Origin of the sequence: Proteiniphilum sp. UBA1028 (genome assembly GCF_002316955.1) — a bacterium.
GTDB lineage: Bacteria > Bacteroidota > Bacteroidia > Bacteroidales > Dysgonomonadaceae > Proteiniphilum.
The window spans coordinates 1-4,364 of record NZ_DCEN01000018.1; the positions used below are offsets into that span (position 1 = coordinate 1).

3 protein-coding genes are annotated in these 4,364 nt (G+C 49.5%); 1 reads left to right on the forward strand and 2 read right to left on the reverse strand.

Annotated elements, in window-relative coordinates:
* Positions 1-272, forward strand: a 272-nt coding sequence (locus tag B3Z75_RS02210; RefSeq protein ID WP_294067277.1) for a family 20 glycosylhydrolase, incomplete at its 5' end; no start/stop codon positions are given.
* Positions 273-462: 190 nt separating this feature from the next.
* Here B3Z75_RS02210 and recG read toward each other — a convergent pair.
* On the reverse strand, positions 463-2,556 hold the full coding sequence (recG, locus tag B3Z75_RS02215; RefSeq protein ID WP_294067279.1) for an ATP-dependent DNA helicase RecG: 2,094 nt from the start codon (positions 2,554-2,556) through the stop codon (positions 463-465).
* A gap of 230 nt (positions 2,557-2,786) precedes the next feature.
* Positions 2,787-4,067 carry a serine hydroxymethyltransferase gene (gene glyA / locus B3Z75_RS02220; protein WP_294067281.1) on the reverse strand — a complete coding sequence of 427 codons (1,281 nt, stop codon included), beginning with the start codon at positions 4,065-4,067 and terminating at the stop codon, positions 2,787-2,789.
* Positions 4,068-4,364 lie beyond the last annotated feature (297 nt).

Consider the following 4,364-nt stretch of genomic DNA (forward strand, 5'->3'; position numbering starts at 1 on the left):
GCGGAGTTTCTTTTTGTTCACCCCATGTGATGGGAATTCAGGCCAATGTCTGGACTGAAGTAATTCATAGTAAGGAAAGATTTCAGTTTATGGTCTTTCCACGTATCGCAGCCCTGGCCGAGGCAGCCTGGAGTAACGATGCAGTAAAAGACTTCCGGCATTTCGACAGGCGGATGGAGAAAATGACAGACCTCTATAGAAAGAGCGGCATCGCATTCTTTGACTACAGGAATCCGGGAGTAAGCCCGGAGATAATGGGACCGGAAAAATAAAAACATGCGTTTTTCGATGGACATAGGCTATACCTGGACTGCCATCCCCCTATTATCGGCTTATCATCTCCATATATACAAATAAAGTGACTATCAGCGCATACCGAAGGAGGTGCGATTGATGTAAGTACTTAAACCAACCCAAGTGGGGAGTATGCAAAGCTGATGCTGAACTCTTATTTACAAAAAGTCACCCGATCCTGCTCCAGTCGTACCGATTTCCGCTCAGGCGGCTGAGCTGTTGCTTCAGCACCAGATGTTCCGGTTCTTCCAGCCGAGGGTCTTTTTCAATAAGCTGCTCCGCAATCTCGCGCGCACGGAAGAGGATGGCATTGTCGCGCACCAGGTCGGCAATGCGCAGGTTGAATGGGATCCCGCTCTGTTGCGTCCCTTCCAGATCGCCCGGGCCACGCAGCTTCAGGTCCGCTTCGGCAATCACAAATCCGTCGTTGCTCTCGGTCATGATTTCTATCCGCTTGCGAGTATCAGCAGAGAGCTCGTAGGGTGTGATCAGCACACACCAGGACTGGTCCGCTCCCCGCCCTACTCTGCCCCGCAGCTGGTGAAGCTGTGAGAGGCCGAACCGCTGAGCACTCTCGATCACCATCACGCTGGCATTCGGCACATTCACCCCCACCTCAATCACGGTCGTGGAGACCATGATCTGTGCTTCGCCAGTCACAAACTGCCGCATTACTTCCTCCTTCTCGGCCGGCTTCATGCGTCCATGCATCTTGCAGACGGTGAACTCCGGAAATGCCGCTTTCACATGTTCGTATCCCTCTTCCAGGTTCTTCAGGTCGAGCGTCTCGCTCTCTTCAATCAACGGATAGACCATATAGGCTTGTCGCCCGGCACGTATCTGATCCCGGATAAACTGATAAAGAGCACCCCGTCTCTTGTCGTAGCGGTGAACTGTCTGCACCGGCTTGCGTCCCGGAGGCAGCTCGTCGATCACGGAAACATCCAGGTCGCCGTATACCGTCATGGCCAGCGTACGCGGAATAGGCGTGGCGGTCATCACAAGCATATGAGGCGGATGCTTGCTCTTTTCCCAGAGTTTGGCACGCTGCATCACCCCAAAGCGGTGCTGCTCATCGATCACCACAAAGCCGAGGTTGCGAAACTGCACCACATCCTCAATCAGGGCATGGGTACCGATCAGTATGTTTATTCTTCCCGATAACAGTCCGGCGTGGATCTCCTCCCGCTCTTTTTTCTTTGTGGAACCTGTCAACAGCGCCACCTCCACATCCATTCCTGAGAGCATCTGCGTAAATGTCTCAAAATGCTGTGCCGCCAGGATCTCCGTGGGCGCCATCAGGCAGGACTGAAAATCGTTATCGAGGGCTATCAGCATACACATGATTGCCACCAACGTCTTCCCGCTACCCACATCTCCCTGCAGGAGGCGGTTCATCTGCTTCCCGGAGGCTGTATCTTTCCGGATCTCTTTGATCACCCGCTTCTGTGCATCGGTCAACGGAAAAGGCAATTTCTTTTTATAGAAAGAATTGAGATAACGGCCAACTTTCGGAAAAAGGACTCCCCGCAGCTTCGACTTTCTGTCGGAAGCGTAACGGACAATGTTTAGCTGTATATAGAAAAGTTCTTCAAACTTCAGTCGAAACTCGGCGTCCTTCAACAGAGCGGTTGATTTCGGGAAGTGAATGTTTTCCACTGCATCGTGGAAGGGCATAAGCCTTGCCTCCTTTACCACATCGGGAGAGAGAGACTCTGGCAGCCGTTCTTTGATCATCCCGAACGCACTCTCCAGGATCTTCTGCATCGCTTTTGAGTTGAGGTAGTGGCTCTTCATCTTCTCCGTGGTGTTGTACATCGCCATCAGTCCTTCCGGCCGGTCCGATTCGCCCATATAAGGATCGATTTCCGGATGGGGAATATTCCACTTGCCGTTAAAGAGACTGGGTTTCCCAAAAACAATATACTCCTGGTTGAACTTATACTTGTTTTCGATGAATCGTACTCCCTGGAACCAGACCAGATCCACAAAGCCGGTTCCGTCGGTAAAATGAGCCACCAGCCTCCTTTTCCTTCCTTCCCCGAAAGTTTCGAAAGCGGTGATTTTCCCCTTCAGCTGGATGTAAGCCTGCGACTGATCAATCTCATGCACGTAATACATTCGCGAGCGGTCGATATAGCGATAGGGATACCAGCGCAAAAGGTCGCCCAGCGTAAAGACATCGATCTCCTTTTGCAGGATCTCTGCCCTCTTGGGCCCCACACCGGGAATAAATTTAATTTCGGTCTGAAGGATGTTCATTCGGATATCTCTCTTTGTACAGATTCAACCATGTGTGGCTCTGAAGCGACATTTTTTACCCGACAAAACAAGTTTATGCGGTACAACTGTTGAATGCAGATCTTTCATATTTTCCATTGCACATATGCAAATGTAAACAAAAATGAGGAACAGTTCAACCATTCCTCATTGCATATATTACTTACATCCCCGTTGTCCCTGCGCGGGATGTTTTCGGAGACAGATGCTCTTTACCAGGCAAAAAGCGGGTATTGGCCCATCACTGTATTTACCTTCCCGCGTACGGTGGCAATTGTTTTCGCATCTTCGGGATGCGACAACACTGTATCAATCATTTCCACAACTTCACCCATCAATTCCTCTTTTGCTCCACGGGTGGTGATGGCCGGTGTACCGAAACGAAGGCCGGAAGTCTGGAAAGGTGAGCGGCTGTCGAAGGGAACCATATTTTTGTTGGTGGTGATATCGGCCTCCACAAGTGCTTTCTCTGCCACCTTTCCGGTCAACGCCGGGAACTTGGTACGCAAATCCACCAGGACAATGTGATTGTCCGTACCTCCGGATACCACGTTGTAACCCTTGTCACTGAATGCCTGGGCCATTACAGCCGCATTTTTTTGAACCTGTGTCTGATAGGTTTTGTATTCCGGCTGAAGCGCTTCGAAGAATGAAACAGCTTTAGAGGCAATTACGTGTTCTAAAGGACCTCCCTGCATACCCGGGAAGACAGCCGAATCCAACAGAGCCGACATCATCTTTACCTCTCCCCGGGGAGTGGTATAACCCCACGGATTTTCAAAATCTTTTCCCATCAGGATCACACCGCCACGAGGGCCTCGAAGCGTCTTATGGGTAGTAGAGGTGACAATATGCGCATGTTTCAACGGATTTTCCAGCAACCCTGCGGCAATCAGTCCGGCCGGATGTGCCATATCCACCATGAAGATAGCCCCTATTTCATCGGCCACCTTGCGGATACGGGCATAGTCCCACTCGCGTGAATAGGCCGATGCCCCGGCGATAATCAGTTTGGGCCGTTCCGATCGTGCCAGCGATTCCAGCTGCTCGTAATCCACACGTTGATCTTCCTCACGAACGCTGTATGCAATGGGTTCAAACATCAAACCGGAGAAATTCACGGGAGAACCATGTGAGAGATGCCCTCCGTGTGAAAGATTCAATCCGAGAAATTTATCTCCCGCTTTCAGGCAGGCCAGAAAGACAGCAGCATTGGCCTGCGCGCCAGAATGTGGCTGTACGTTGACCCATTCGGCATCAAAAATCTTTTTTAACCGGTCAATGGCAAGCTTTTCGCTCAAATCGACCACCTCACAACCTCCGTAATACCTTCTTCCGGGATAACCTTCGGCATATTTATTTGTCATCACAGATCCCATTGCCTGCATCACCTGTTCACTCACAAAGTTCTCAGAAGCAATCAACTCAATGCCTTTCAGTTGTCGTTCCTGTTCTTTTCGAATTATCGCGAAGATTTCTCTATCTTGTGTCATAGCGTCATATGTTGCAAAAAAAATATCTGCAAAGGTAATGAACATTTTCGTAAGCAATGTAAGCAAAGGACAAATTTATTTGGGCTTTGCTATTGTGAGAATTGAAAATCCAAGAGCGAAAACGACTCAAAATATCTAACTTTAGTGAACATTTTCGTATGGCAATGTATGCAAAAGGTAAATTTACCGTTGACAATTTCCCCTCAATCGTTTTATAAGTGATATAAGTTTCAGAAGAGCAGAATCCAGTGGCTGACAGCCATGAAAAATGCCCTCATCCGACTTTTTGTTATTACC

What these genes read in the sequence shown, in the direction of transcription:
- recG (WP_294067279.1), bottom strand. Translation starts at nt 2,556, where the DNA reads ATGAACATCCTTCAGACCGAAATTAAATTTATTCCCGGTGTGGGGCCC.
- glyA (WP_294067281.1), bottom strand. Translation starts at nt 4,067, where the DNA reads ATGACACAAGATAGAGAAATCTTCGCGATAATTCGAAAAGAACAGGAA.